Genomic DNA, 26,574 nt, shown 5'->3' with positions numbered 1-26,574 from the left:
CTTTGATAATTTAATCTTTATGAAATTCTAAATATTAAAATATATAAAATTATTTGAATAAATAAAGGTGTTTTATTTGTGATGTCGAAAAGTTTTAGAAGAATTTACTGCTTATTTAATATATTTTCCTGTTTATGTTCGTGTGTGGTTGTATCCAGGAGGTAAAATAATGAAAAGTTTTTCTGTTTATAATTTTCGTCATCGCCTTTTACTGCTTGTGATAATTGCTGCTCTTCCTGTTTTGGTTTTAATGCTTTACAATACTTTCGAACAACGTAAACAGAATGCCTATAATGCTCAAGAAGATTCAATGCGTATTCTTCGTTTAGTAACTCGTAATCATGAGCAACTAATAAAGAATGCAGAACTATTCTTATCAGTTATAGCTAAGCTTCCAGAAGTCCGAAACAGCAGTTATCAAAACTGCAATGAGATATTTTCACTTATACAAAAACAGTATCCCTATTATGACAGTGTGGGTTTGATTAGGACAGACGGCATTTTGCAATGTGTTGTTCCGGCAATTGAACATCAGGTTAATCTTTCTGACCGCCTGTATTTTCAAGACGTTATGCGAACCAAAAATTTTGCTGTCGGCGACTATCGTATAAGTAGGGTTACAGGTAAAGCTTCAATACATTTTGCTTATCCTGTATTAAATAGTAAGGGACAAGTAATAGCTGTATTGTTTGCTGAAATGAATATGAATTGGCTGGAAAAGTTGGTTAATAATATTGATTTTCCTTCTGGCATGACAATCACTGTTGTTGACAGAAATGGAATAGTTTTATCCCGTCATCCGGACGCTGATAAATGGATCGGAAAAGCTATGCCTGAAGCAGCTATTATTAGAACTATTCTAGATAAAAAGGCAGAAGGTAAAGCTGATAGTATTGGTATTGATGGGACTCATCGCTTTTACTCCTTTAGCCCTTTGTTTGCTTCAACGGGCAGCAGTAATTTGTTTATATATTCGGGAGTGCCTATCGCTGATGTTTACGCAGGTGCCAATAGTCTTTTGATCCGAAACCTGATCGGTATATGTTTTATCATGTTGTTGGTTCTTAGTATAGGTTGGTATGGTGGCAAAATCTTCTTTTTACAGGCTGTTGAAGTATTATTGGCTGCAACTGATCGATTGGCTGGCGGTGACTTAAGTGCGCGTACAGGAATGTCTAACCGGAAAGGTGAATTATGCAGACTGGGCTATAACTTTGATATTATGGCAGTTGCACTGGAAAAGCGTACGCAATTGCTAAATCAGGCCGAAATTAAGTATCGAACCCTTGTGGAGCAAATTCCGGCAGTCACCTATATTACGGAACTGGGTGATGAAGGAATTACCCAATATATAAGCCCACAAGTGAAAAAGCTTTTGGGTTATACCCAGAAAGATTTGATTAATAAACAGGATTTTCGTGTGCAAAAAATTGATGGCAGTGAATATATTATTCAACTAAAGAAAATTACTGCAAAGTGTAAAGTTGGTGAAAGCTACCAATATGAGTATCCATTAATAACTATGGATAACAATGTTGTATGGGTTTACGATCAAGGTAAGATTGAGTTAGATGAAACAAGTGATAAATGGATAGCGCATGGTTTTTTGGTTGATATCAGCAAACGTAAGCTGGCTGAAGAGAGACTGGCCAAATCAAGAGATTTCTATCTTTCACTGTTTGAAGAATTTCCGTCCATGATATGGAGATCAGGTATTGACGCTAAATGTAATTATTTTAATAAGAGTTGGCTAAATTTTACCGGGCGAACTATGGAAGAAGAAAAAGGGGGAGGGTGGGCAACCGGTGTTCACCCGGAGGATTATGATAGATGCATAAATACATATCTTAATGCGTTTAATGGGCGTGCTTCTTTTGAAATGGAGTATCGTCTGCGCAGGTTTGACGGGAAGTATCGCTGGGTTGTAGACATAGGCAGACCTTTCTATGACCAGGAAGGTAATTTTTTCGGTTATATAGGTTCCTGCTATGATGTTACAGAGCGAAAACAGGAAGAGGAACGTATAAACAGGGATGCTGCCCAAAGCGAAGCTCTTGCAGATATTTTGCAAACAATGGCAGAAGCTGGTTTAAATTGCGAAAATATATTGAAAACAGTGACCAGGAAGATATCAATTCTTTTAGGCGATGCTTCTGTAATCTGGTTGCTTTCAGAAGAAGGAGATTGTTTGAGACCGGTAGCCTATTATCATCAGGAGCAGACAGCGCTTGATTTAATGGATTCGATATTTAGTAATTTTCAACAGTATCCGGTGGAAAATGTTATGAGTAGTGTAATAATGGAAGCAAAATCCCTGTTTATACCTAAAATTGAACTTGATAAATTACGTAAAATAATAAGCCCGGACTATTTTCAGTTTTTTGATCAATGTGCTATTTGCAGTCTTATAGTAGTCCCCTTAAGGGTGCGCGGTAGGGTTATTGGTTCTTTGGAAATTTCAAGATATGATCCATGTTTGCCTTATAATGAAGATGACCTAAAATTTATTCATGACTTGGCAGATCGCCTGGCAGCATCTATTGCTTATGCTACTCTATATGATGAAAATGTGCGCGCTCTGAATAGGTTGAATGCACTTTACCAGGGGGCTGAAAAATTGGTGCAGAGCAGTATTGATCTGAACCAGTTGACTGATGATGTTACCCGTACCTGCGTAAAATTGTTTGGGTTAAATATGGCTTACTTGGGTCGTACTGATTCAAGCGGTAATTTGTGTTTGATCAATCAATATCCACAAGGCAGTTATTTTCATAGCCGCAATTTTGTGAGCGGGCAAAATATCTTGCCGGGACAGGAGCTTACCGATAAAGTTATTCAAAGCGGTTATCCTTATATTATTGATGAGGTAGAAAGTGATCCTTTACTGGATCCCTGGCGTCAAATTGTAATTGAGAATGGAATCAAAACCTTTGCTTCCTTTCCACTTATTAACAAAGAACGATCTTTTGGGACATTAAACTTATGCAGTGAGCAGAAAAGCTTTTTTACACTGGAGCGGGTTGAATTTTTTCAGGCCTATACTCGTATGGTTGCTGCTACGATGGATAATGTCAGGCTTTTTGAAGAGGCGGGTAGGCGTCTTAAGCATGTTGAAGCTTTACGTAATATTGATATGGCTATTACCTCAAGTTTGGACTTGCGTGTCACTTTCCAGGTAGTAATGGATCAGGTAATCAGCCAGTTAGGGATTGACGCCGCAGTTATATTACTGCTTAATCCTTATTCACAAACTTTAGAATATGCTGCCGGACGTGGGTTTAGAACAAATAATGCAGAGCGTACCTCAAGCAAATTAGGGGAAAGTAATGCCGGTCGTGCTGCAACAGAACGTCGAATTGTGCATATTCCTAACTTGGAGCAATCAGAGAAAACTTTTTTACGTCCAGATATACCGGATGTTGAGGGTTTTGTTACCTATTACGGTGCACCTCTTATAGCTAAGGGTCAAGTCAAGGGAGTTCTGGAAATATTCCAACGCAAGTATTTTAAACCTGATCAAGAGTGGCTGGATTTTCTGGAAACTTTGGCCGGGCAAGCTGCCATAGCCATAGATAATGCCGGACTATTTAATGAATTGCAGCGTTTTAATGATGAGCTAAGGTTAGCCTATGATGCTACAATTGAGGGTTGGTCATATGCTTTGGATTTGCGGGATAAAGAAACTGAGGGACATTCCCGTCGTGTGACAGAACTGACCTTGCTCTTATCCCGTGCTATGGGAATGAATGAAGCAGATTTATTGCATGTAAGGTGGGGAGCGCTGCTTCATGATATCGGCAAAATGGGTATCCCCGATCACATTTTGCTGAAACCAGGTGCCCTTAATGAGGAAGAGTGGGATATTATGAGGCGACATCCCGTATATGCATATGAAATGCTTTCACCTATAAATTACCTGCGTCCGGCTTTGGATATTCCCTATTGTCACCATGAAAAATGGGACGGCAGTGGCTATCCACGTGGAATAAAAGGCTTGCAAATTCCTTTGGCCGCTCGGATTTTTGCCGTTATTGATGTTTGGGATGCCTTATGCTCTGATCGTCCTTACAGGTCTGCCTGGCCTAAAGATAGAGCGCGAGAATTTATACTGGAACAATCCGGCAAACATTTTGACCCAAAGGTCGTTGAAAAATTTATTTCTTTAGAAAATTTCTAGTATTATTTAAACAACAATAATGTGTGCATCATCAATCTATGTAATCATACCTTTATCAAAAAAGAAGAGCAGCCATTCAATCCTTTTGCTCTTCTTTTTTTTGCTTTAGATTGAATTCTTCAATTAAACCAGGTTTCTCTTGAATAAATTTAACAAAATCTGATAAGCGATTTAGAGTATTTATACTAATAGTGTGCTCGATTTTTTCTGTTTCCTCAAGTATACCTTCAGAAATACCCAGCAATAACAAAAACTCCTCAATAATTTGATGGCGTTCCAGCAGGGCTTTTCCCATTGACTTACCTTTTTCGCTTAAGGTTATGATTCCGTATTTCTCATAATTAATAAATCCCGCTTTAGATAGCTTTTTCATCATTTTGGTTGTAGAGGGAGGTTGTACGTTGAGTGCGTTAGCTATGTCGTGGGTTCTTGTATATCCTGTGTCCTTAGTCAATCTGTAGCTCATCTCCAGATAATCCTCCATAGATGCGGTGAGCAGGTCATCATCTTTCTTCATGTACTCGCGAAAAGTAAAAAATTCCTTGTCTTTCAACTTTTAATCACTCACTTTTTGACGCAGCATTTATAAAATTATATTCTGCCCAATGTAAATTATACTCACCATCATTTCCAATATACAGTATGATGGGAATGGTGTTTAAAATAGTTATAATAAAAATTATACCAGGGATGAATTTATGAGGATTTTTAGTTAAGCAGCAACGCTGAATAGACATGAAAAATTAACGAGCCTGTATAATATAAATTCATAAGAGAGATATTACTCAAAAAAGTGAAGGTAAGCAGGATGATAAAAGATAAGCGAATTTACGTAATACTTGCATTTTTTGCTATACTGATTATAACAGTGGTTGCTATAAAATATAACAACTGGGCGCTTAGAAAACCTGAGAACTACAAAGTTAAACGGCCTGCCCCTTATACATTTCCCGGCGAGTTTGAAAAACAGCAAGCAATTTGGATGCAATGGCCGTCAGAAATTTATAACACTGGCAACCGTCCTGTATACCCTGTGATCATTAATATGGTTAAAGCTCTTGATCCTTATATAAGAGTAAAACTTATATCTCAGAGCGAAGAGGAAATTGAACAAATAAGAGCTATATTTAATAAACATGGCTATTTAGGTACTAACGTGGATTATTACATAATAAACCACAGGTCTATTTGGACTCGGGATGTCGGGCCTATTTTTGTAAAAGACCGTTATAGCGGAATGAGTGTAGTTAATTTTAATTTTAATAACTACAGTAGAGGAGGCAATCACCACTATATCAACGTTGAAGGTCAGGTAGACAAGCTAACTGCTCAAGCGCTAAAGCTACCCCTCATTAATACGAACTTAATTTCTGAGGGGGGTGCGATAGAGTCTAACGGTAAAGGTACATTAATGATTACGGAATCTGTCGCATTAACTCGCAACCCAAAACTTAGTAAAAAACAAATTGAGAACGAATATAAGAGGGTTTTAGGTGTAAAAAAAATTATATGGCTAAAAAAAGGACTTGCTGAAGATGATCAGATTACTAATGGACACATAGATGAAATAGCGCGCTTTTCGTCTCCCAATACTATACTTTTAGCACAAGTCTTACCGGAAGATAGGTATATAAATTCAATATCACAAAAATCATATCTGCGACTTGAAGATAACTACCGGATACTGCTTAACTCGACAGACCAGGACGGTATGAAGTTTCGCATTGTAAGAATTCCTATGCCTACTACACTATACGGAGAGGCAGACAATCAGGGTAAAATACCTGTACGCAGCTATTTAAACTATGTAGTAACCAATGGTGCAATTTTAATGCAAACATATTGGATACCAGGACGCTCAAATAAACTGAAAAATCTAGAGAAAGAGGTAAGAACTATCTTTAAGAAGGAGTTCCCCGGTCGAACTGTTATTGGTATTAATGCAGAAAATGTTAACCTGTGGGGCGGTGGTATGCACTGTATTACTCAACACATGCCAGCCATTAAATAGAAATAAAATATATACTCAATACAGTAAAAGGGAGGCTGTTAGACAGCTCCCTTTTAAAAAGTTCAATTTTAAGGTTTTGAATTAAATTAAGTCATTAATTGATTATTTTCGGATCATATTATTGTTGTATAATTTAAAATTATTCTTTTGACACCTTAACTGCCAATAATAATGCGATAGGGCTTCCAATTATGACAAGAAATGCAGCAATGGCTTAGATATGTTAAATCGCAGCGTATTTATATGTGATGTAACGCTTGTTGTGACATGGAGGCCGGGCTTTTCCCGGCCTCCACGTATTAGGATTTTCGGGTGGCAGAGAATGCAGGAGCTTTTGAGGCTTTAACTTGTTCTGTTGCTAGTTCGGGACTGATTGCTTTCATGTAAACATTTGTTTTATTACGGAGTTCTGGACCGGGAGCAAATCTGGTATGTTTATCGCTCACGTTTACATCCCCCTTATTGAACTATTGATCCCTATATTAATATTTCTTTTTTAACATAATTTATTGCTTGAAATAACTAGCAGCTAAGCAATAATAAATTGGTATAAGGATGGATTGTACAAAAACAATACCTTTCTCCTAAAATCCATTTATCACCTAAAGCAACGGGATTATTCATTAAGAAAAGGTAAAGGAAAATTATGGTCTTAGTCGTGAATTCTCTTTGAGCGTCAAATTATCTGCGGAAAATACTAATATAAGAAGTTCCAAAATAATAAAGAAATTATGTTATAATCATTAAAATAGTAATTCGGGATAGATGAAGAGAAATTGTATGGTTGGGAGGGACAGCTTGTGAAGAAAAGGCTTCTACCGGTTCTTCTATTGCTAGTGGTTGTCTTTTTAATATGGTTTTGGACGAAAGGCAGTAAAATGTTTTTCCACCGGGAGAGTAACAGTTTTTCCGGAACCATTGAGGCCACTCTTGTTCCCGTGCAGTCTGAACTTAGCGGTAAAATAGTTGAAATAACTGTTAAAGAAGGACAAAAGGTTGGTACCGGAGATATTGTTGCCAGACTGGACGAACAAAGCTTAAAAATTGCTCTGGCCAGCGCGCAAAGCCAGCTAAAACAGGCTGAGCAACGGCTGCAAGATCTCCTGGGGGGAACCAGAGCAGAAGAAATTAGACGATATCAGGCCAACGTTGACCAGTCACAGGCCGGGCTGGAACAAACTGCTGCGGCAGAACAGCAATTAGAAGCTATTGTAGCCAGGGATCTGGAAAACTTAAAATATGAGGAGAAGTTCCTAAAAGACGAGGAGGCTCTCTATAAAGAAGGAGCCATCAGCAAGAAAGAGTATGATGCGCAGGTTCATAAGTTAAAGGTTGCCGAGCAGCAGTATAAAACCAGCCTGGAGCAGTATGAGGGGACTAAGGCGCAGTATAAAAGCAGCCAGGCCCAGATGAATGCGGCCAGAGCCGCGCTTGATTTGGCGCTTTCCGGTTATACACAGCCCACCATTTTAGCTCAAAAAGCTGTTGTTGAGGGAGCTCAGCAGGCAGTTAACCTGGCAAAATTGAATTTAACTAAAGCAGTTATCAGAAGTTCTGTAGACGGAACGGTGCTCTATAAGCATGTGGAACCAGGGGAAGTTGTCAATCCCGCGGGACGTATTCTTACTGTTCTTGAACCGGAGGATATTTGGGTGAGAATTTATGTTCCGGAAGCCCAGCTAAATACTATTGCATTAGGTAAAAAGGCCAGTGTCTCAGTTGATGCCTATCCTGGTCGGAGCTTTGCCGGGGAAATTTCCAATATTTCAGACAGGGCAGAATTCACTCCTAAAAATGTTCAGACCAAAGAAGAAAGAACCAGCATAGTCTTTGCTGTTAAAGTAAAGCTAAAGGAAGGCTTTGGCAAGCTGAACTCCGGCATGCCAGCTGATGTAATCATCAACTAGGAAGGGTGGCCAGTATGAACCTCGCTATTGATGCAAAAGGCCTGCACAAGAAATTTGGCTCTTACACGGCTGTGGAAGGTGTTACTTTTCAACTGCCTGAGGGTAAGAAAATGGCTTTTGTCGGGCCTAACGGCGCAGGAAAGACCACGACTATTCGTTTGCTGTGCGGTGTGCTGGTGCCAACCGAGGGGACGGCATTTGTTTTGGGTCATGATGTTATGACCCAGGCTGAAGAGATTAAACAAAAAATAGGCTACATGTCTCAAAAATTCAGCCTTTACGACGACCTGACAGTTGAGGAGAACATGAATTTTTATGCCGGTGTATATAACCTTTCCGGCCAGAGGAAGTTGCAGCAGAAACAGAAGATAATTGAACTTGTTGGCCTAAAAGAGAGGCTTGGACAGCTCGTTCAATCTCTTTCGGGCGGCTGGAAGCAGCGTGTTTCCCTGGCCTGTGCGTTGCTGCATGATCCTAAATTGATTGTACTGGATGAGCCGACAGCAGGTGTTGATCCCGTTTCCAGGCGGATCTTTTGGAACATTATAAATTTACTGGCCGGGCAAGGTATGACAATTCTGGTCAGTACTCATTATATGGATGAGGCTGACAGTTGTGATTATATCGGTTTTGTTTTCAACGGTAAGTTAATAGCTTTCGGCACCCCGCAAGAGATGAAAGAGCGGGAGCATAAAAAGAGCCTTGACGATTTGTTTATTTATTATGTTGAACAAGAAGCAAGTGATGACCCCCGTAACAAGCACATAAAAAAAGAGGTATGATTATGAGGAGCTTTAGTATTATACGCTTTTGGGCAGTATTGAAAAAAGAATTTATCCAGATTAAACGGGATAAGCCAAGTGTCATTATGGCAGTTGGTATGCCGGTGATTCTCCTCTTACTCTTTGGTTATGCTGTAAATACAGATATTGATCACCTGCCCACTGTGGTATGGGATCAGTCAAATAGCCTTGACAGCAGGGAATTTATTACTGCCCTGCGCAACTCAACTTATCTGGACCCTGATTACTATGTTTACGGTTATAAGTCAATTACCGGCTATTTAGACAGTGGGGAAGCCAGGGTGGCAGTTATTATACCGCCTGATTACGGTGAGGCAATTCAGGCCGGAGAGCAAGGCGTTATCCAGGTTCTGGTAGACGGCTCCGATCCTACGGCCGCACGTGCGGCAATGTCAGCAGTGCAGCTTGTGGGTATTAATAAGGCCTGGGAAGTTCAATCCTCCAGGTTGGGTAAGCAAACCGGTGCGACTGTTATTAATATGCCGGTTAGAGTAGAAACTCGCGTTTGGTATAACCCTGATATGAAATCAACTGTTTTTAATATCCCGGCACTGATCGGGCTAATTCTCCAAAACGTCATTGCCATGTTAACGTCTTTTTCGATGGTGCGTGAAAAGGAGCGGGGAACGTTGGAGCAAATTGTGGTAACGCCAATCCTCCCTTCTGAGTTGCTGTTAGGCAAGCTGCTGCCTTTTGTAGCCATCGGCTTTGTTTCTCTGACTTCTGTCCTGCTTATGGGTATTTACTGGTTTGGCGTGCCGCCTAAGGGAAGTGTTTTGCTGCTCTTTGTTTTGGCCATACTTTTCTTAATTACCGTGCTCTCAATTGGACTACTTATTTCTACTATTTCCAAAACCCAACTGCAGGCTATGCAAATGACATTTCTTCTTTTACTGCCTTCAGTTTTATTATCAGGCTTTATGTTTCCCAGGGAAACCATGCCGCCGTTTTTGAAAATGCTGGGAGCTCTTTTGCCGCTGACCTATTTTCTTGATATAGTAAGAGGCATATTCTTAAAAGGGATCGGTTTGAAGTATTTGTGGCGGGAAACACTTGCGCTAGTTGTATTTGCTTCGGTATTGCTTACAGTGTCAATGGTGAAGTTTAAAAAGAATGTTGGTTAGTAAGGTTGCCCCTAAATGTATAGTTGAAGCCGGCTGATTTGTTTTGACGTGTTGAATTTATATATGGAAGGCAGGTGATATAAAGTGCATATATTAGAATATTATAAAAATATGAATGCTGACGAGTTGGAAGAAAAATTATCAATGTTAAAAGAAGAAATTGAAGACATAGAAGATGAAAGAGATGCGGTACTTGGTCAAACTGGTATTCATTTGTCAGGAGGTGCTGTTAAACAATATGAAGTTCAAATTAATGATATTAAAAAACGCATTATAGTGATAGAAGAATTGTTGCAGAAAAGTTGAACATGAAGTTTAGTGTTATACCAAAATTGAAAGAGGAAACCAGTTATGGCTTCCTCTTTCAAAATAAATAACAGGGGAAAAAGTTTTGTCTATATCTTCTTACTGTTATGATAAGTATTTATTTTTTAGGGGGTTGCCAGACTTCCCAGACTCTACCCGCCATCTGAGTGGATGGTTTTAATGTTGTGTCTCCTTCAAGCCAACCTGAAGGCATTACTTCGCCGGTTTTTTTATGGTGTTGATAAGCCTTAATTTGGCGAATAAGTTCTTCTGGATTTCTTCCTACAGGAGGACTCAATATTTCTGCCGCTTGGATAACGCCTTCGGGGTCGATTAAAAATCGGCCGCGAATATTAACACCTGCATCTTCATCGTAAACGCCATATAATTTGCCTATTTTTCCTGTTTGGTCTGAAAGCATTGGAAATGGAATTCCACCCTCAACCATTTTACTTAACTCGGTTTCATTCCAAACTTTATGGGAGAATACGCTGTCAGTGCTAATAGAGAGAACTTCAACATTAAGAGATTTGAGCCCATCATAGCCAACTGCTATGTGCGAAATTTCGGTCGGTCATACGAAGGTAAAGTCTCCAGGGTAAAAGCATAGGACAACCCACTTTCCCTGGTATTCCTCCAATGAAACTTGTTTTACCTGACCTTGATGGAATGCTTTCGCTGTAAAGGCAGGTGCATTCTTGGTAACTAACATAATTATACCCCCTAAAATATTATTTTTGCTAAATATTATTATAAATGAAAATAGTGCATTTTGAAATATCTTTATAAACATTTTAATATTGAAATAATAATATTTTATTGATGGATAGTTACACTTTTTTATCATCTGTTTTACTTTCTATCATTGAGGGGACAGTGATATAGCTACAGAACTGTTGAAAAATGTTATTGATAGAAAAAAGGGTGGGGCGGATCATATTTGTAAATGATACAGTACAGATCTTTATAAAAACTATTGATAAACTTGGCAAGGAAGGTTAGCTATCTTGACCTTCTAATAGCATGTGCAGCGGATCATAATGACTTAATAATACTTGTAAATAATAAGAAATACTTTAAAGGAATACCATATATTAAAGGATTAGTATTGCTCCCGTTATAAAAATACACAAACAAGTAAAGAAACAAGGAAGGGTGTGCAATATGGAAAAAGTTACAGTCAAAGATATTATGACCAAAGAAGTTATTGCTGTAGGTCCGGATGACAATGTGGAAAAAGTAGCACGACTTTTGTTGGATCATAATATCAGTGGTCTTCCTGTAATAGATGAAAAAGGGAAAGTTGTGGGCATCATAAGTGAAGGAGACCTCATAATTCAGGAAAAGGAGATAAAGGCACCGGCTATGACTACATTGCTGGGCGGCGTCATATTTCTGGAAAATCCAAACCGCTTTTTAAAGGAGTTAAAGAAAATTATTGCAGTAGAGGTAAAGGATCTCATGACGCGGAAGGTATATTCGGTAGGACCTGAAGCTACCATTGCAAAAGTAACCGGCATCATGTCAGAAAAGAGAATCAACCGCATACCCGTGCTAAATGATGAAGGAAAACTATTAGGAATAATTACCCGTAAGGATATTATTGAAAACGCCTTTAAAAAAGGCAATTAATTATAAAAACATTGCAGCCAGGCAGGATATAATAACGATGATTCTTGTTCGTCAGGAGGATTGGACAACGCTGAAGAGCAACCTCAATCCTTGTAAAACAATAACCCCACTCCTTATCAGGCTGGAGTGGGGGTTGTGTTTTATTAATTTTAGAAAGACTACAGTTTTAAAGGAGGGCATCTAATGAAAGTACAATCATTGAAACTCGTTTATTTTTCGCCTACGGGAACAACGAAAACGGTTATTGAAGGAATTGCACGAGGAATTAATCTAAGTCCTGTGGAAACAATAGATATTACGAAACCGGAGGTAAGAAAACAACAACTGAATACATCAGAAAATGAATTACTTGTTATCGGTATGCCGGTTTATGGCGGTAGGGTTCCGGCTATTGCAATTGACTGGCTAAATACGATTAAAGCAGATAGTACGCCTACCGTATGCATTGTTGTTTACGGTAACCGCGAGTATGACGATGCTCTGCTCGAACTTAAAGACACCATGTTAAAGCATGGATGTGTGCCGATTGCCTATGCTGCATTTATTGGGGAACACTCTTTTTCCAGTTCTGAAACACCCATTGCCGTAGCTCGTCCCGATGTAAGTGATGTAAATCAAGCAGAGTTATTTGGGAAAAGAATAAATGAAAAACTACTGTCTATCGCATCATTTGATCATATTTCTGATATAATTGTTCCTGGCAACTATCCTTATAAGGAATTTAAGTCATTGGTTCTTGATTTTATTTCAATCAGTGATAAGTGTTTGCAATGTGGATTTTGTGCACGGGTATGTCCTGTTGGTGCTATTGATTTAGAAAATAGTGCTTTGATTGATAAGGAAAAATGCATCCTATGTTGTGCTTGCATTAAAGGTTGTCCTGAAAACGCACGAACGATAAAAACTGGTATGGTCAAAGACATTGCAATGCGTTTAAGTGAAATGTGTAAAGGGCGAAAGGAACCGGTATTATTTTATTAATTAATAAACATCGGTAAACCATGCAAATAGCTTAACTATGCCAAGACCAAGGGCGGTTGACTAATAGGCTTTCGGATAATGCCGCTTATTGGTATCTTGGCATATTACATACCACTCAAGTATTTATTCTTTATTTTCTGCGGGAAAGAATTGTAGATTTTTAAAAATATGTGTTTATTGTTTTTTATCATCTGTTTTACTTTCTATTTTTTGTTGCTGGCCCAATTCTTCAGCTAGTTCCGTATTCAATCTAGCTCGCAGTGTGCTAATATAATATGGATTTCTTTTGGCGGACACCGGTTTGGTAATTTTATCACGATACTTTATTGCCAGGTAAATAACAGTATACAGGGCTACCAGCACCAGACCTGCCAGCAATCCTGATCTTTGACCCGGTATTAATGGCATACTCGCAATGATAGCGACAGTGCTAATTAAAGCAATCAATGATGAAAAGGGGAAACCCGGCATCTGGCATTTACCCAGCGGGGGGCAGCCATGTTTTTTCCTAAAGCGGTAATGTGTGGCGAGAATAACAGCATAGGTAAAAAGTAAGGAAAAACCACCGGAACTTATTAAAAAAAGATAAACCTGCCGTGGAAGTGAAAATCCAAGGCCTAATCCCATAATCATTGCTACTCCTGAAAATAGGATTCCACGATAGGGAACATTGCTCTTATTTATTAACCAAACTGGTGCTTGTCCCTCGTGAGCCAGGGAGCTTATCATCCTACCCAATCCAAACATGGCAGCCAGCATGGTGGAAAGGATAGCGGTAATCAGCACTATATTGATGATATTTCCGGCCCAGCCAATTCCCCACCTGTTCAGGGCTGCTACCAGCGGGCTGACTTTTTCAGTGAGTGACGCGGTTGGTATCAAAGGCAAAATTACTGCGACAGAAGCAACATACAGGCTTATCAACCCTAGTACAGTATAAGTAATAGCCCTGGGTATTGTGTTTGGTGCATCATTGGATTCAGAAGCTGCCAGGCCAATGATCTCAAAGCCGGCGTAAGTGAATATGACAATCAGCATACTGCCGGCTATACCACTGATACCTCCCGGAAACCATAACTCATCTATTAGCTCGCCTAAGCCAATCTGGGGAACACCCGGCATCAAGCCCGCAATCAGAAATAAACCAAGTATAACAAACGCTGCAATAGCGAAAAGTTTTACTGCTGCCAGACCGCTTTCCAGCTTACTTAACCGGTCGGCACCCAGTAGATTAAGGAATGTTATTCCGGTTATAATCAGTGAACCTGCCAACAGCATAGAAATCCCCGGGAACCATCCCCGCAACAAAATTGAAACAGCAGTGGCCTCACTGGACATGGCCAGAACAAGGCCTGTCCAATAAACCCACCCAACTACAAAACCGGTTCCCGGGCCAAAAGCTCTTGTGGCAAAGGTACGAAAAGAACCCGGGGCCGGGTCTGATACTGTAAGTTCGGACAATGCAAAGAGTATAAAATAAACCAGAACACCACCCAAAATAAATGAAATAATGACCGCGGGCCCTGCAGCTCGAATGGCAACTGCTGAACCAAGAAAAAAGGATCCCCCTACTACAGTGCCAAGTGCCATCATTGTTAACTGCCATACCGACAGGCCCTTATGTTTCTTTTCCATTTAAAAACCTCCAATCAAGATTTCTGTAAAATAATATTCCACAAAATTAGTAGGAGTATAAATTGATTGAGTGTTTGGAGGCAGTTGAGGAGTCATTGTTCAAGTTATAAGTAGTCCATAGCAGTATTTAAAGAACCATTGAGATTGGTTAAATACATTTCTAATCTATATAGATTAAATAATAACTCAATACGCTTCTGAATATTTTGGGGATAATGTAAATGGGATATAAGTCGGTGGTGGTAATTTCCTTTTGATATGTAAGGCAATGAAATCTCCAGAGGGAATATGAGCATAGCAGCGGTACCGAAAGGTTGAATCTCAAAAGATTACAGGATGAAGACATTAAATAATATGCTTAACCTGGGAGAGTGTTTCAAAAGTCATAATTTTAAAAATTAACCACTATAAGCAGTTTAAATTAGAAGGATAAATACTAGATATAGAAATTAAGAGATAAAAAATCTATTTTTGAAACACTCTCCTAGATGCTTTTATAGATATCCAACAGCCCGTTGAGATTGAGTCCATTAAAAATACCACAGCTGGTTCCTAAGATAAACCCTTTTTTAGCTGATAAGGAAAGTATAGCTTCCCTCAGGTTTTGCAAATATTCCAGATCACTCGCACGATTTGTGTCGTCTACAGACAGGTTGCCCCAGAGGCAGATCTGCTTGCCGTAAAGAGACTGTAAATTAAAAATATCCATATTGGCGTTCTGATCTATGCAATGTAATCCTTTAAAACCAATTTCTATAAGGTCCGGAATTATATCATTAGTGTTGCCGTCAGAGTGAAAGAAGACAGGTGTTCCTTTCTGATTAATTTTTTCTACTTGTAATGATAAGGAGGGAAAAATATAATTTCTTATATCGACAGGGTTGACTAACAAGCCCCTGTTATAAGCAATATCATCCGCGATGATAATTCCGTCAATTCCCATCTCTATTAAAAAGGCGGCCAGTTGGAGGTTTAGCTTTTCTATATTTTTTGTTAAATCCATAAAGGTAATTGGCGATTTATTGAGTAAAGTTATAAATTTGTTAAAGCCAAATAGCTTAATACCCCAATCAAAAACACCGTCTATAACAGCAAAAGTAAATATATTAGTTTTATAAACCCAATCTTTTAGATCCGGGAAAACAAAATTCTGCACGGAGGGTAAGACACCTTTTGATAAAGGGTATTTGGGTGTGAGACAAATGATATCCAGCCCGAGTTTTTTTAAGAACTCCAGTTTTTCATTAAATGAGGATTGGCTGCACCGTGAATTGTTTGCCACCACGTCATCAGCGATGGTTATTTCACCTATAGGGATTTGATCGGTATCCAAATGCCCAATAGTTCGCTTTACTCTTTCGCGAGATTTATAAACAGTATTTTGTCTCAATAGTTTCACCTCTTAGAATCATTGCTTCTATAAACATTTACTATTCAATCACGGTACAGTCATAATAATACTTCTGGAGTAATAATAGTCAAAATCAGTTGCACTCGTCAGCAGCTTGCTGAGCAAATGAAAAGCGGAATTTACAATAGAAAGCGTCTGGCAGTATCTTGAAAAAATCAAGTTATGATTATTTTATGTATTACCAGCGGTCAATCCAACCCGTACCTCCTTCTCCCAGATCCTCAAAAGGTTCCGGCAAATTATTATTTTTATTCATATCAGCTCTTATTTTTTTCAACCAGTCCTGACAGGGTAATTGGGGTAAATTGTGGCAATAGTTTTCAGAATCAATAATCATACAACCTATGCGCTGCAAATCATCAATATTTGCTTTTTGAATTTCTGGTGTTTGTGAAGAGCAACAATCCTCAACTATTACCACCTCATAATCTAAAGCAATGGCATCATAAGCAGTTGTTCGGATACAGTTTGGCGTTGTTGTCCCGATTAAGACGACTGTGCTAATTCCCAGTCTGCGTAAAATCAAATCAAGTTCCGTCTGAAAAAAAGCACTCCAACGCGGTTTAATTATGGTATAATCCCCTGGTTTAGGTTTAACTGTTTCCGGGACCTCGGCACTTATTGCCCCTTTGCTGGCGGGGGTCATTGCTTTTCCCCCGTTTATCCAGGCTTGCCACCGTGTCAACTCCACATCGCTGCCGTTTTGTCTGTATATTCTCTTAATAAAAAATACCGGCAGTCCTTTTTTTCTGCTGAGCTGTATGACTTGTTCACAGGCTGGAAGACTAGCTGCCGCCGTATTAATAACATGAGATGACTCAGACCGGACAAAGCCGTTTTCCAAATCAATTACAAGTAATGCTGCTTTAATTTTTTTTAATATCAAAATTTTCACCTATTTCTATTATGTTGGGATTAATATAGTAAAAAAAGTTAAAAATAATTATTTTTTGCGGTCAGTCTTTTACAATCAGGCACACGCAAAAGCCACCTTTCTAACGGGTGGCTTATATTCTCTCAATCATTACTCAGGCCCATGGTTTTAATCATGGAGATATAAAATACATGTAAGTTAAAAAATTATAAAAGTAAGGCAACGGCGTAAGCGACTGCTTAGAGGTGATTGTACTGCCCTCGGGGTTTGACCCCGCAATCCCCTGGCTTTAGCTTTAGCCATGGGAAGAAATTCAATATACCGATTGATCCCAAAACAACTCATCCCCTTAACGACACCATTGCATTAATTATATTATACTAATCATTCCATAAAAATGTAAATACCTATTAATTTAGATCAGAAAATAATATAGCCCCTACGTTTATTAGTAGGGGCATCAAAGCATACTTTTATTTGCCATGACATTCTCCTTTAACGAATCTCATTATAATGCTTAACAAAGGTTGTAATAAACCATTTAATAAATTTTCTCATAACCAGCTACCTCCTTATGTTTAAAATGTTGTAGCTCTTAAATTAACTTAAAGTTTAAAACGGCAACCGGTTGACTGTGTCCGTTTAAGCTGCTTCTGCATAAAGAGTGATTTCAGTGTTGTCTTCCAGTTTGAGAGTAACTTCGTTTTCGGTGCAGCTTACCATTTTACAATCTTTCTCTCCCATGCAGTAAGAAAAAGTTGCTATCATTAAATCTAAAACCAGTTTATCAACTTTCATTCTCATTAGAATCCCTCCCGGTTATTTATTTATTTGTTGTTTTAATGTATTATATTGTAATCCAAAGCTTAAGCCAATAATTCATACTTTAATTGTAGTTTTTGCATTATGAATGGTCGATTTTTGACCTCAAAAATAAGATAAATTTATCTTATCGGTTGTATTTTTTTAAATAATGGGCAAAAATTTATTTAATATATAAATATAACTTATCAATCAGTTACTTCAGGGGATGCTGATATTTATTTTGATAAATTTTAAAAAGCTTATTATATAACTAATAAATTCTCGACTGTTTGTTGTTTAAAGTTTATTGCAATTAATTTTTTACATATGCAGACGCAAAACAAGGGCTATGCAAATAATGTCAACAGCCCTTGTTTTGCTTTTTGTGCTTTATGAAATAACTTTACAAAAATTTTTTAATTGCTGATTTATAACTTTCAGGAGTTTTCCATAATAAATTCCTTGGTTAGCTTTGTCAAAGCTCTTTTCTCAATACGAGATACGTAAGACCTGGAAATGCCCAGAAATTTAGCTATTTCCCGTTGAGTTTTGCGCTGGCGTCCTTCCAGGCCAAATCTAAGTTCCAGCACTTTTTTTTCCCTGCGGGAAAGTAATTTTACTTTATCACCAAGTCTCTTTTGCTCGAAACTGTTCTCCACTATTTCAGCCACTACTTCTGAGTGGGTGCCTAAAATATCAATCAAAGTAATTTCATTTCCTTCTTTATCAACACCAATTGGGTCATACAATGAAACCTCGGCTCTGACTTTTTTCATAAAACGCAAATGCATGAGAATTTCATTTTCAATGCAGCGGGCGGCATAGGTTGCTAATTTGGTTCCTTTTTCGGGATTATAAGTATTTACAGCTTTAATTAGACCTATTGTTCCTATAGAAATTAAATCATCGGTGTCGCCAACTGTCTTGTCAAATTTCTTAACAATGTGAGCAACAAGTCGTAAGTTTCTTTCGGTGAGCACATTTCTTGCGTGCTCATCGCCCTCAAACAGCAGTTGTAAATACTTGGCTTCTTCTTCTTCTGACAAAGGCTGAGGAAATGTGTTGTTAGCAATGTAGGACACTAATAATAAAAGCCCGTTTACTACTGACAGTGTAACAAACGTCAAAAGGCCAGGCATCATATATAACCCCTCCCCCGTTTTTGGCTGAATATATCTTATGGGAAAAGAGATTATTTGTGCCTGTCTAACCTAAAAAAATATAAAAGATTTTAAAGGAAATAGTTAGCACACGGAAAAAATTAAATAACTAAGGTAATGCAACAAAGACGGTGTGATAATATATGTTGTTTTTATTATATTGAAACAAAAAAAGTGTGAATTTGCAAATTAATCCGGCACTTTATTTGCAAAATAAAGCGGTAGAAAAATAATAGTTACGCTAAAGTTTTTAACATTAAATTAGCATATTCCGAAGAGAATTTGAGCAATAGTTAGAATCTATTTAACTATAACCCACTTGAACTTAAAAAATCGCCAGTTGGTTAACCAGCAAATCAACATACCTGTAATAAGAGAGCCCAACGCAGCCGGAATGATGATAAAGTCATCTATAAGCTTAATGGAGGCGTTTACGGCATATAGTTCATCTCCATTAGGTGTGTTACCCTTCACAAAGCCGAGGAGAACTATAGAAAGAGCAGTACCAATCCATGCACAAACAAAAAAGATATGAAAGCCTTTTAAACAGGCTTTGTCCTTTAGGTCCAATTTTTTCACTGCTAACTGAACACCTCCCTGAGAATATTTTTTAAAGACCTAAAATAAATAAGGTTTCCAACCAAGTAATTTCCTTTCCTAACACCACAGGACCACCCATCTTTGTAATTGCTTTATGAATTGCTTTATCAATATAGACGGTATTTAAGTTGTAAAATTCTATTAATTCTTAAATATGGGACTCCAAAATATTCCCGATTTTCTCATGCACCTCTTTGTATTAGATTTGCTGTAGAACCGTATCAACGTAATAGTAAATTTTTTGATTTTTATTTAGTAGCCACAAATTCCTCCCTTCTAAATTCTAATTAGTAACGTAATGAGGTTTTCCCCCTTTATTTGTTAGCCAAAAGTATATAATTTATCTAACCTGATTGTGTGTTTTGTTTTTTATCTATTATTTGGAATTAAGGTGATTAAAAAACAGCTTAAATATATATCGGATAGTCTTAATTTGTTGGAAATTAATCTCAGTAATATAGAGACTATTCAAATACCTAAGTTAAGACCGGATAACAGACGGCGAAAAAAACTAACCTAACCATATAATTGCCATGACAAGTAAATTGGAATAAAAAAATATATCAATCTAAATTATTAAATATTTTGTTAAGAACGATTTTAACTTCTTCAATTTGTTTTTTATCAATACCTTTCAAGGCTTTGTCAAGAGCTTGAAATGCTAAGGGAAATAATTTATCTTTTAATTCTTGACCCTCACTTGTAAGGTGAATCAAATAAGATCTATTATCATTCGGATTAACTTGTCTAGTAATAAAACCTTTTTTTTCTAGTTTCGATAGCATTCTTACCGTTGTAGGTTGATCTTTTGAAGTAAGTTCGGCCAACTCTTTAGGGGAAATACCTTCTCGTTCCCATAAACAATTTAAAACAGCCCATTGTTCGGGAGTTACGTCGTAATCTTTAAAATGGTGTAATAAATTATTTTTCATCCTAGTATTGGTTCGATTTAAAATAAAACCAATACCATTATTAAGTCTAAATGTCACATTGATCTCCTTTTAAAAGATATTATTGTCAAGACAATTATATCTTTAATACGGAATTACGTCAAGAAAGGTTTTTGGAGTTAAGTGACATACCATCTTCGGTTTAATGTACATCCTGGTGTGTTGTCCAGAGCAGATACTATGAAATGATAACAAGCTCTTGACCATACCGTCTGGACGGTATATGATAAATAAAAACTCATACAGAGGTAAATCTATGCAAAACAAAATTCCCAGCGAAGTTATTGATACGAAGCAAAGAATATTACGAGCCGCTGCTAGGATTATAAACACAACTGGAGTATTGTCATTAACCTTAGAAACAGTTGCAAAAGAAGCTAAAATAAGTAAAGGTGGATTGCTATACCACTTTCCTAATAAAGATGCTTTGATGAAGGGCATGGCTGACTATTTAATACAAGGTTTTACTAATGAAGTGGTATGTGTTGCCAGCGAAGATTCTTGTGAAAAAGGAAAATGGACTAGGGCCTATACAAAAGTAACATTCAATCAATTAGAAAGTGAATTGGATATGAATGTAGCAATTTTGGCTGCGATTGCGACAAATCCTGAATTGTTGAAGTCTATATCTAAGCATTTACAAGTACTACAAGATCGCATTGAGAATGATCATATTGACCAAATCGTTTCGACAATCATCAGACTGGCAGTTGATGGTATATATTTCAATCATCTATACGGAATGAGCTTAAGGGAAGATGTTTATGAGAAAGTCTTAAATTACCTGATTTCTTTAACTGAGGTCTCGTGAACGGATGTGTTATATTAGACAGGCTAATTGCCAACGAAGTATTTTCCGCGTCTATACTATAGTTATTGTCTGCAAGAGTAATTGCTGTAAATAGCAAATGTTATTTATGTGTAATATTTCATAAAAAAAGGAGATAGTTTGTCATGCACAGTGAAATTGCGCAGAGGCTAAAACTTAAGTATTCTCCTATTGCTGTTTTATTTTCAAACGAAAAACCTCATGGTGCTCTGGAGTTTGCCGAAGGACGCGGGCGTTGTGTTAAAGCCATGTTTAAAGCGGCTGCAAAGGGGCGGAACCGTTGTTTTTAGCCGTACTACTTTTGGCTGTGAAGGAGCCGGAGTCGGATTAGGATTTGTAAATCAGTATTCAGACGGCTTAGAGTACTTTCTATCTATGGGAAATGAATTTATTCCTGAGGCAGATCAGGAACGCCCGCGTGCTATTATTGGCATGATGGATATTTCTGCACGTCCTTTTATTGATGCCGATTTGCTATCATTTAGTGTGCCGTATGCTATGTCTAGAGAGATGGAAAATAATGTACCAGGTAGTTTTCTTGATAAGCATGAATGGAAAAAAGTAGTTGAACGCATTCAACCTAATAACTGATAAGAATGGTATGCCAGAATTGATCTGGTAGTATAAGTTGCTATTAGGTTAATTAGATTTATTTGATTTATTATTTAGAGCATGAGTTGGTTTTTTTCTACGTTTATCTTCAATTCTTCTGCTTTATGGCAAAAATTTCTGCCCACCGTCATTGATTGTGATTTCCGGTAAATTTTCCTTATGCTCAACTCTTTTGACTAAAAAAGAAAAGTGGAAAGAAATTAAATGGGTAGGAATATTAACAGCCGTCAGAATAAACTTTAATTCTGGAGGTTCACTTGTTTAGGAAATTATGCTTTTCGAAATCTGTGAATAAGTGTAGAATTAAGATATGCTAGCAAAAGGTACAATTAAATAAAACAAATCTTTAGTGATCACTGGGAAGATTTTAAGAATACAGATCTTCAGAAAGTTCCTAAAGATATGGTGGATAGCGTTACGGAAGCTGTTGAAAAAATGCTAAGGAGGACATTATATCTATGTGGTCTATTCGTTTAAGATAAGCCAACAATAAAAAAGTGGCAATACCATCCACAATTGTGGGCTTTTTTGTTGTGCTTATTTTGCGAATCAGGACATGGATACGGGTGAAGTGTAAACCATTTAGGTTATACGTTTTTTCTCGTGTGTCTTTAACGTTGATATGCAGACTAAAGCTCGCATTGCGGATTTTAGTCTGCATTTTTTATTGCCTAATACCAGAATAAAACCAACAATAAAAATGTACGAGGAGAAATATTTATGTATCTTATTTTCATGTAATCCTTCCTTCTTAAGTCGCAAGGTTTTCCCTTGTGAAAAGGTAAAAGAAAATGTGCGATTTTAGACAGGAGGTAGAAAAATGGAATTACTAATAAAAGCAGAAAATGTCTGTGTAGAATATACCGGATGTGATATTTTAAATATTGATGAATTAGAATTATACGATTATGATCGTATTGGTCTGGTGGGAGCAAATGGTGCGGGAAAAAGTACCTTACTCAAAGTGCTTTTGGGTGAATTAACTCCACCGAGATGTAAAGTCAATCGTTTCGGACGGTTTACTTATATCCCCCAATTAGATGAAGTAACATTTCAAGGGATTAAAGATTTTGCACTTATGGGTAAACTGGGCGTTCAGCAAATAAAGATACAGACCATGAGTGGCGGTGAAGAAACAAGACTTAAAATAGCACAGGCTCTTTCGGAACAGGTACATGGTATTTTTGCAGATGAACCTACCTGTCACTTAGATCATGAAGGAATAGATTTTTTAATCGGCCAATTGAAATTTTTTTCCGGTGCATTACTGATTATCAGCCATGACCGCTATTTTCTTGATGAGGTGGTAGATAAAATATGGGAATTGAAAAACGGAAAAATTATAGAGTATTGTGGTAATTATTCCGGCTATCTGCGTCAGAAAGAGGAGAAACGTCAAAGCCAGGCTGCAAGATTCGAACAATTTGTTGCGGAACGTGATCGATTAGAACGGGCTGCTGAAGAAAAGAGAAAACAGGCCCGTAAAATAGACCAGAAAGCAAAGGGTGCTGCAAAGATAAACAATTCCGAAAGCCGTGGACGTTTGGGACATCAAAAAACAATGGGCAGCAAGCAAAAAACACTGTACAATGCTGTTAAGTCTATGGAACATAGAATTGTCGCTCTCGGGGATGTAGAAGCTCCAGAAAACATTCGCACTATTCGTTTCCGGCAGAGTAAGGCATTGGCACTCCATAATCCATATCCGATTACCGCTGCAGAAATTAGTAAAAGGTTTGGCAATAAAGTGTTGTTCGAAAAAGCATCCTTTAACATCCCACTCGGAGCAAAGGTGGCACTAACCGGTGGTAACGCTGCAGGAAAGACAACTTTATTTAAAATGATTTTAAACAATGAAGCTGGGATCTCAATTTCTCCTAAGGCTGTGATCGGTTATTTTGACCAAAATGGTTATAAGTATAACCGTAATCAAGGGATCATGGAATTTATGCAGGAGAATTGCGATTACCAAGTTCCTGAAATTCGTTCGGTGATGGCATCGCTGGGATTTCCTGAGAATGACATTCGTAAGAAATTATTCGTACTAAGCGGTGGTGAAACCATCAAGCTACTGTTGGCTAAAATGTTATTGGGACGCTATAATATTCTACTGATGGATGAGCCGAGTAACTTTCTCGATTTGCCCAGCATAGAAGCATTGGAAGCATTGATGAAAAATTATGAGGGCACGATTTTATTTATTTCACATGATAAAAGGCTTTTGGAAAATGTGGCGGATTTAGTCTATGAAATACAGGAAGGCAAAATTGTGCAAATAAAATAGTAAATGCACATGCTGAAACCAATCTCTTGATTCGCAACATAACAATAGCTAGAGCAAAATTACCCCACCCTTACTGCACAGTTCAAGGAAAATGTACATCAAACCACAAATATACAGGGCTCGCCGGTTAATGGGTCTGTTGACAAACTACGCTTTTATACAAAAAAAGGGTTGAGAACCCGAGAAAATCAAGGGTTTTTCAGGCACCTTTTTCGTGAAAAGATTGATCATCTTATGTCATTTGTCAACATCCCCTAACATTGGCGAGTTCCTTTTTTCTTGAAACTTACTAAGTTACACGGGGGTGTATTGCAGAATTATCTATTGACCAGCTGGTCACAGCAGGGGAATTATAGTGAATTACTGATTTAGTATTTCATATATTAACAATAAGCTTTAACTACTACTATTAATAGCAGTTTTGTTGTTTTTTTGAGCATTCGATAAATTATTCAAAATATGGACAAAAGATAAATAATATCACCAAATTATGTAACTGTAGGGGGCTTGAAAGTTGTGGATAATAAATCTACAGCAGTTAAAAAATATGGTGAGCCGTCAAGAGAAGATAGTATTAATATGTTTTATATAGACTTAACAAAATTTGATATTGACACCTCTAATGGAGAATGACATTATCAAAAAGGTATTAGATTGACATAAGGTTATTATGTGTATATACTCTTATTAACTCCATTCAGTAAGAGGTATTAATTGCATGAAACCAGATAATTCAGCCAAGGAAAACTTAAGAGAAATATCGAAAGAAACCGGCAAGAAGTGTGTGTGCTTCAATCTTCGTAAGGCATCCCGTCTTTTAAGCCAGATTTATGACCAGGCACTAAAGCCAGCTCATCTTAAGGTAACCCAGTTTTCGCTGTTGATGGCGATAGCTGGCCGAGAAGATATAACTATTGGTAAGCTTGCACGACCCTTGGGTATGGACCGTACTACTCTAAGCCGAAATGCTAGAATTTTAGAAAAAAAAGGTTTATTGATAATAGAAGATGGAGAAGATCGGCGCCAGCAAAGTATAAGACTAACAGAAGACGGTGCCTCTGCCTTACGAAAAGCCTTACCTCTGTGGGAGGGTATACAAGAAAGTTTGTCCAGTGAACTAGGAGAAGAGAAAATGAAAACACTTCTAGAAGATTTACAGATTCTTACCAAGTTAGTTAAGAGAAAGTGATTTATAGATAAATTTGCTCTAATATGTGTATATACATATAAATAGAGAGGAAGATGAATATGAAAAAAAACAAACGAGTTAAATTAAGTTCGAGTCGATTGAAGAAAATTTTCTTAGATGCCGGTGCTGATGACGTTGGGTTTGTGGAAATTGGACGTACTGCTCTAAAGGATTTTAAGGAAGCTGTACTGGAATTATTTCCTGATACAAAAACGTTGGTATCCATAGTTATTAAAGTAATCCTTCTAGGTTTATTATTGATTACCACAACAACCGTTGGATATTATGTACAAAGCGATAAGAAATCAGATGTAAAACAAGCAAAGACGTATAGTACTGAAACGGCAAATATGCTTGCTATGCCTGACCAGGAACGTCAAAAAGTGTTTGATAATACCGCCTCTTTTAGATGGTCATACACAAACGCCGAAGAAGCCGGCAAAAATCTACCTTTTCAATTTAAAATGCCAAGTGAATCACTAACCGGAAAACCGACTGCTTTCTATGTCACAAAGAACGATAAATATAGTGATCGTTTATTATTGGTTCACTATGCGAACGGTGTTAACGGCATAACATTGTCAGCTATTTTGGATCCTGCTCAACCGGATTTTGCCGATCATGTTAATAAATTGAAAGCAGAAATTAATTCAGGCATCAATCACGCTGACAAGCTTCCAAGCCTAATAGATATTGATGGTATTTCAGCATTCGCCATCGAAACAGGATATAATAACATTGAGGGAGATAAAGTACCCCGATCTGGTGTTTTTGAGTGGTGGAAAGATGGTGTAACATACTCACTTTTGGGTACCCGCGGCCCCGAAGGAACAAGTTTAGATCAATTAATCGCAATAGCTAAGTCATTAAACAATAGTAAAAAAGTAATACTTCCTGGTATAATAATGTCCCCGAGTGAACTAAATTCAAAAAAAGTCATTGAACCTAAAAACAACGAACCACAGGTTGACATGGAAAAAGGAAAACAGGGAAAGACAGAATATGAAGAATAGTATTAACAGGATATTTGTATATTTTCACGGAATCGATCACTGATTTCGTGGGTGAATAATAAATTCATAGTGTTTGATGGTAGTTACAGGTAATATATGTTTTCAAATATTACCTATTGATTTATAGCGTATATTGCGGTAAAATACATATTGTCGCCGTTGCGGTGGCGATAACAAAAACTGGTTCTTGACCGAGAGGACAAGACCTGATAAAATAAATTCTTGCCGGCGGAAAACCGGCGAACAAACAGGTCTTTGAAAACTAAACAGTG

24 protein-coding genes are annotated in these 26,574 nt (G+C 37.6%); 14 read left to right on the top strand and 10 right to left on the bottom strand.

The window, feature by feature from the left end; genetic code table 11:
* The first annotated feature begins 169 nt into the window (after positions 1 to 169).
* Positions 170 to 4,177 carry a GAF domain-containing protein gene (locus DTOX_RS23930; RefSeq protein WP_015758272.1) on the top strand — a complete coding sequence of 1,336 codons (4,008 nt, stop codon included), beginning with the start codon at positions 170 to 172 and terminating at the stop codon, positions 4,175 to 4,177.
* 76 nt (positions 4,178 to 4,253) lie between these two features.
* On the opposite strand, the gene mntR is transcribed toward DTOX_RS23930, so the two are convergent.
* Positions 4,254 to 4,730 carry a transcriptional regulator MntR gene (gene mntR / locus DTOX_RS13645; protein WP_015758271.1) on the bottom strand — a complete coding sequence of 159 codons (477 nt, stop codon included), beginning with the start codon at positions 4,728 to 4,730 and terminating at the stop codon, positions 4,254 to 4,256.
* 255 nt (positions 4,731 to 4,985) lie between these two features.
* On the opposite strand from mntR, the gene DTOX_RS13640 reads away from it, so the two are divergent.
* Positions 4,986 to 6,188 carry an agmatine deiminase family protein gene (locus DTOX_RS13640; RefSeq protein ID WP_015758270.1) on the top strand — a complete coding sequence of 401 codons (1,203 nt, stop codon included), beginning with the start codon at positions 4,986 to 4,988 and terminating at the stop codon, positions 6,186 to 6,188.
* 299 nt (positions 6,189 to 6,487) lie between these two features.
* Here the strand turns inward: DTOX_RS13640 and DTOX_RS23080 are convergent, their stop codons facing one another.
* Positions 6,488 to 6,634, bottom strand: coding sequence for a hypothetical protein (locus DTOX_RS23080; protein ID WP_015758269.1), 147 nt, complete (start codon positions 6,632 to 6,634; stop codon positions 6,488 to 6,490).
* Positions 6,635 to 6,988: 354 nt separating this feature from the next.
* Here DTOX_RS23080 and DTOX_RS13635 point away from each other — a divergent pair, with 354 nt between their 5' ends.
* The 4 genes from DTOX_RS13635 (at position 6,989) to DTOX_RS13620 (ending at position 10,328) form a co-directional block, all read left to right on the top strand.
* On the top strand, positions 6,989 to 8,095 hold the full coding sequence (locus DTOX_RS13635) for an HlyD family secretion protein (protein ID WP_015758268.1): 1,107 nt from the start codon (positions 6,989 to 6,991) through the stop codon (positions 8,093 to 8,095).
* A gap of 14 nt (positions 8,096 to 8,109) precedes the next feature.
* The gene (locus tag DTOX_RS13630; RefSeq protein WP_015758267.1) at positions 8,110 to 8,877 is read left to right on the top strand and encodes an ABC transporter ATP-binding protein; all 768 of its coding nucleotides are present in this window, start codon (positions 8,110 to 8,112) and stop codon (positions 8,875 to 8,877) included.
* Between the two features lie 2 nt (positions 8,878 to 8,879).
* Entirely contained in the window at positions 8,880 to 10,022 is a 1,143-nt protein-coding gene (locus tag DTOX_RS13625; protein ID WP_015758266.1) for an ABC transporter permease, read from the top strand.
* Between the two features lie 84 nt (positions 10,023 to 10,106).
* Positions 10,107 to 10,328: a hypothetical protein gene (locus DTOX_RS13620; RefSeq protein ID WP_015758265.1), complete on the top strand. Its 222-nt coding sequence runs from the start codon at positions 10,107 to 10,109 to the stop codon at positions 10,326 to 10,328.
* Positions 10,329 to 10,446: 118 nt separating this feature from the next.
* Here the strand turns inward: DTOX_RS13620 and prxU are convergent, their stop codons facing one another.
* On the bottom strand, positions 10,447 to 11,040 hold the full coding sequence (gene prxU / locus DTOX_RS13615; protein WP_015758264.1) for a thioredoxin-dependent peroxiredoxin: 594 nt from the start codon (positions 11,038 to 11,040) through the stop codon (positions 10,447 to 10,449).
* A 452-nt stretch (positions 11,041 to 11,492) separates the two neighbouring features.
* On the opposite strand from prxU, the gene DTOX_RS13605 reads away from it, so the two are divergent.
* Together DTOX_RS13605 and DTOX_RS13600 are read left to right on the top strand one after the other, a co-directional pair.
* Entirely contained in the window at positions 11,493 to 11,960 is a 468-nt protein-coding gene (locus DTOX_RS13605; protein ID WP_015758263.1) for a CBS domain-containing protein, read from the top strand.
* Positions 11,961 to 12,143: 183 nt separating this feature from the next.
* Entirely contained in the window at positions 12,144 to 12,941 is a 798-nt protein-coding gene (locus DTOX_RS13600) for an EFR1 family ferrodoxin (protein ID WP_015758261.1), read from the top strand.
* A 174-nt stretch (positions 12,942 to 13,115) separates the two neighbouring features.
* On the opposite strand, the gene DTOX_RS13595 is transcribed toward DTOX_RS13600, so the two are convergent.
* The 7 genes from DTOX_RS13595 to DTOX_RS13570 form a co-directional block, all read right to left on the bottom strand.
* A complete protein-coding gene (locus tag DTOX_RS13595; protein ID WP_015758260.1) occupies positions 13,116 to 14,576 on the bottom strand; it encodes an amino acid permease in 1,461 nt (486 codons plus the stop codon).
* A gap of 484 nt (positions 14,577 to 15,060) precedes the next feature.
* A complete protein-coding gene (locus DTOX_RS13590) occupies positions 15,061 to 15,966 on the bottom strand; it encodes a uroporphyrinogen decarboxylase family protein (RefSeq protein WP_015758259.1) in 906 nt (301 codons plus the stop codon).
* Between the two features lie 199 nt (positions 15,967 to 16,165).
* Positions 16,166 to 16,882, bottom strand: coding sequence for a cysteine hydrolase family protein (locus DTOX_RS13585; RefSeq protein ID WP_422698380.1), 717 nt, complete (start codon positions 16,880 to 16,882; stop codon positions 16,166 to 16,168).
* 621 nt (positions 16,883 to 17,503) lie between these two features.
* Positions 17,504 to 17,665, bottom strand: a complete 162-nt coding sequence (locus DTOX_RS23075; RefSeq protein WP_015758257.1) for a hypothetical protein — start codon at positions 17,663 to 17,665, stop codon at positions 17,504 to 17,506.
* 437 nt (positions 17,666 to 18,102) lie between these two features.
* Positions 18,103 to 18,807, bottom strand: coding sequence for an RNA polymerase sporulation sigma factor SigK (gene sigK / locus DTOX_RS13580; protein ID WP_015758256.1), 705 nt, complete (start codon positions 18,805 to 18,807; stop codon positions 18,103 to 18,105).
* Positions 18,808 to 19,125: 318 nt separating this feature from the next.
* On the bottom strand, positions 19,126 to 19,404 hold the full coding sequence (locus DTOX_RS13575) for a hypothetical protein (RefSeq protein ID WP_042317252.1): 279 nt from the start codon (positions 19,402 to 19,404) through the stop codon (positions 19,126 to 19,128).
* A 584-nt stretch (positions 19,405 to 19,988) separates the two neighbouring features.
* A complete protein-coding gene (locus tag DTOX_RS13570) occupies positions 19,989 to 20,414 on the bottom strand; it encodes a MarR family winged helix-turn-helix transcriptional regulator (protein ID WP_015758255.1) in 426 nt (141 codons plus the stop codon).
* 217 nt (positions 20,415 to 20,631) lie between these two features.
* Here DTOX_RS13570 and DTOX_RS13565 point away from each other — a divergent pair, with 217 nt between their 5' ends.
* From DTOX_RS13565 to DTOX_RS13545, 6 genes are all read left to right on the top strand, one after another.
* Positions 20,632 to 21,186 carry a TetR/AcrR family transcriptional regulator gene (locus DTOX_RS13565; RefSeq protein WP_015758254.1) on the top strand — a complete coding sequence of 185 codons (555 nt, stop codon included), beginning with the start codon at positions 20,632 to 20,634 and terminating at the stop codon, positions 21,184 to 21,186.
* A 143-nt stretch (positions 21,187 to 21,329) separates the two neighbouring features.
* Positions 21,330 to 21,494, top strand: a complete 165-nt coding sequence (locus DTOX_RS25145; protein ID WP_340139995.1) for a hypothetical protein — start codon at positions 21,330 to 21,332, stop codon at positions 21,492 to 21,494.
* Positions 21,442 to 21,795, top strand: a complete 354-nt coding sequence (locus tag DTOX_RS22350) for a hypothetical protein (RefSeq protein ID WP_340139994.1) — start codon at positions 21,442 to 21,444, stop codon at positions 21,793 to 21,795. The genes DTOX_RS25145 and DTOX_RS22350 overlap by 53 nt, the downstream gene beginning before the upstream one ends.
* A gap of 841 nt (positions 21,796 to 22,636) precedes the next feature.
* On the top strand, positions 22,637 to 24,100 hold the full coding sequence (locus DTOX_RS13555) for an Msr family ABC-F type ribosomal protection protein (protein ID WP_015758252.1): 1,464 nt from the start codon (positions 22,637 to 22,639) through the stop codon (positions 24,098 to 24,100).
* Positions 24,101 to 24,818: 718 nt separating this feature from the next.
* Entirely contained in the window at positions 24,819 to 25,289 is a 471-nt protein-coding gene (locus DTOX_RS13550; RefSeq protein ID WP_015758250.1) for a MarR family winged helix-turn-helix transcriptional regulator, read from the top strand.
* A gap of 59 nt (positions 25,290 to 25,348) precedes the next feature.
* Entirely contained in the window at positions 25,349 to 26,302 is a 954-nt protein-coding gene (locus tag DTOX_RS13545) for a hypothetical protein (protein ID WP_015758249.1), read from the top strand.
* Positions 26,303 to 26,574: the final 272 nt, after the last annotated feature.

The organism is Desulfofarcimen acetoxidans DSM 771 (assembly GCF_000024205.1).
Classification (GTDB): Bacteria; Bacillota; Desulfotomaculia; order Desulfotomaculales; family Desulfofarciminaceae; genus Desulfofarcimen; species Desulfofarcimen acetoxidans.
The sequence above is the reverse complement of the archived record's forward strand: the minus strand, read 5'-3'. Positions and strand labels throughout refer to the sequence as shown.